Source organism: Xanthocytophaga agilis (assembly GCF_030068605.1).
GTDB lineage: Bacteria > Bacteroidota > Bacteroidia > Cytophagales > 172606-1 > Xanthocytophaga > Xanthocytophaga agilis.
The window spans coordinates 1-2,712 of sequence record NZ_JASJOU010000038.1 but is presented as its reverse complement, the minus strand read 5'-3'; the positions used below and the strand labels follow the sequence as shown (position 1 = coordinate 2,712).

Sequence of the window (2,712 nt, the reverse complement as noted above, 5' to 3'; positions counted from 1 at the left end):
GAACGATACAGTACTCAATAGATGGAGGCACAACATATGTGACAGGTAGTGTGTTCACAGGTTTGAGTGCAGGCAACTACACAATCCTTGTGAAGGATGCTTCAGGCTGTCAGACCAGTGTAAGTGCTGTGTTAAGTTTGCCAGCAGCTATTACAGCAACAGTAAGTGGAACCAATCCAACCAGTTGTACTACAACAGATGGTTCAATCACAATCAGTGCTGTTGCTGGCGGTACAAGTCCATATCAATATTCAATCAATGGCACAACATTCCAGGCAAGCACAAACTTTACAGGGCTTGCAGCGGGAAGTTATACTGTAACAGTAAAAGATGCGTCTGGCTGTACAGCAACTTTCACTCAAGTGATTGCAGCACCAAGCGGAATCACAGCGACAGTTGCTTCTACTAATGAATCAGCATGTAATGCAAACGATGGATCGGCAACAGTGACTGTAAGTGGCGGCACAGCTCCATATCAATACTTTATTAATGGAAGTGTGAATCCGGCTGGGGCTAGTAATAATGTATTCGCATCGTTAGCTCCAGGATCTTATACACTTAAAGTCGTAGATGCTAATAATTGTGAATTTATAGTGACTGCAACTGTAACTAAGTTTACTTGTCCTGTGACTTGTGATCTGACAGCGCAGATTACCTATGGTGATCCAACCTGTACAAACTCTAGTAGTGGTTATATTACAGTAACTGCTACAGGTGGAACAGCTCCTTACCAATACTCTGTGAATGGAGGGGCATTTGCAGCAGGAACCGGACAATTTACAGGTCTGACTGCTGGTACTTATACAGTACAAGTTAAAGACGCAAATTCATGTGTGTATGACGTTTCTGCAGTAACATTGGTGTTACCAGCAGGTCCTACAGACTTAACAATACAAACAACCAATCCTACTACATGTACAGATTCTGATGGGACAATTACTATCAGCAATGTAGCAGGCGGAACAGCACCATATCTGTATTCAGTAAATGGCGCTTCTTATAGAGCGAGAACGAATTATACAAAACTTGCTGCTGGAACCTATACTGTGTCCGTTCAGGATGGAAAAGGTTGTATATATACAGAAACTGTTACATTAACTGCTCCAAGTGGGGTAAGTGCAACGATTTCAGCTACAAACGAGACAGCATGTAACACAAATGATGGTTCAGCAACAGTATCTGTATCTGGTGGAACAGCTCCATACGAATATTATATCGGAGGAGTGGCAAATCCAGCAGGTCTGAATAATAGTGTGTTCGTATCTCTGGCACCTGGATCGTATACAATCCTGGTAAAAGATGCAGCAGGATGTGAGTTTACTACAACAACAACAGTAACTAAGTTTACTTGCCCTCCAGTTTGTAATCTGACAGCGACTGCAAGTGGAAGCAATCCAACTAGCTGTACCACAACAGATGGTAGTGTGAGTGTGAGTAATGTAAGTGGTGGAACATTGCCATATCAATATTCAATAGATGGCACAACATTCCAGTCTTCAGCAAGCTTTACCGGATTAGGTGCAGGAACATATACGATTACCATTAAAGATGCAGCTAACTGTAGCATTACTCTAACACAGACGATTACAGCACCAAGCGGAATCACAGCGACAGTTGCTTCTACTAATGAATCAGCATGTAATGCAAACGATGGATCGGCAACAGTGACTGTAAGTGGCGGCACAGCTCCATATCAATACTTTATTAATGGAAGTGTGAATCCGGCTGGGGCTAGTAATAATGTATTCGCATCATTAGCTCCTGGTTCGTACACACTTAAAGTAGTAGATGCTAATAACTGTGAATTTACTTCTGCAGTAACTGTAACTAAGTTCAACTGTGCTTGTACATTGGCTGCTACAGCATCTGGTACAAACGTAACGAACTGTACTGCTCCAAATGGAACAATCACAGTAAGTGCGACAGGCGGTACAAGTCCATACAGTTATAGTCTGGATGGAGTGACATTCTCTAATACAACAGGTGTATTTACTGGATTAACCGCTGGTAACTATACTATCTATGTAAAAGATGCAGGTTCTTGTTTAGTGAACGTTTCTCAGACATTAACAGCTCCAGCTACTATTACAGTAACCACAGCCCCTACCTCAGAAACTGCGTGTTCTGCCGTAGATGGAAGTATAGCTGTATCAGTAACAGGTGGATCTTTACCTTATCAATATTATATCAATGGAGTCGCTAATCCGGCTGGTATCAATAACAGTACATTCAGTAGCTTATCCGCTGGAACATATACTATTCGGGTAGTAGACGCAAATAATTGTGAAGCAACAAGTTCCGTAACTATAGGTACAGCTTGTACAACCTGTACAGTTACAGCTAGTGTTACTTCTGTTGTGAATCCATCTTGTACAACTCCAGCTAGCGGTAGTTTCACAGTTGTGGCAACAGGTGGAAGTGGAACATATGAATATAGCCTGGATGGCACAACATTCCAGTCTTCAGCAAACTTCTCAGGATTGATTGCCGGTAATTACACTGTAACAGTACGAGATGCAGCAGATGCAACATGTATAATTACAGTACCTGTTGGATTAACTCAGACATCTCCAATCACCGCGACAGTAAGTGGTAGTAATCCAACAACGTGTGGAGTCAACAATGGAACCATCACAGTGAGCAATGTATCGGGTGGCACAGCTCCTTACCAGTACTCAATCGATGGAGTCAACTTCCAGACATCGAATACAT

1 protein-coding gene is annotated in these 2,712 nt (G+C 42.3%); it reads left to right on the top strand.

Going from position 1 to position 2,712, the window contains the following annotated elements; all coding sequences use genetic code 11:
* Window positions 1–2,712, top strand: a 2,712-nt coding sequence (locus QNI22_RS40040; protein WP_419836281.1) for a beta strand repeat-containing protein, incomplete at both ends; no start/stop codon positions are given.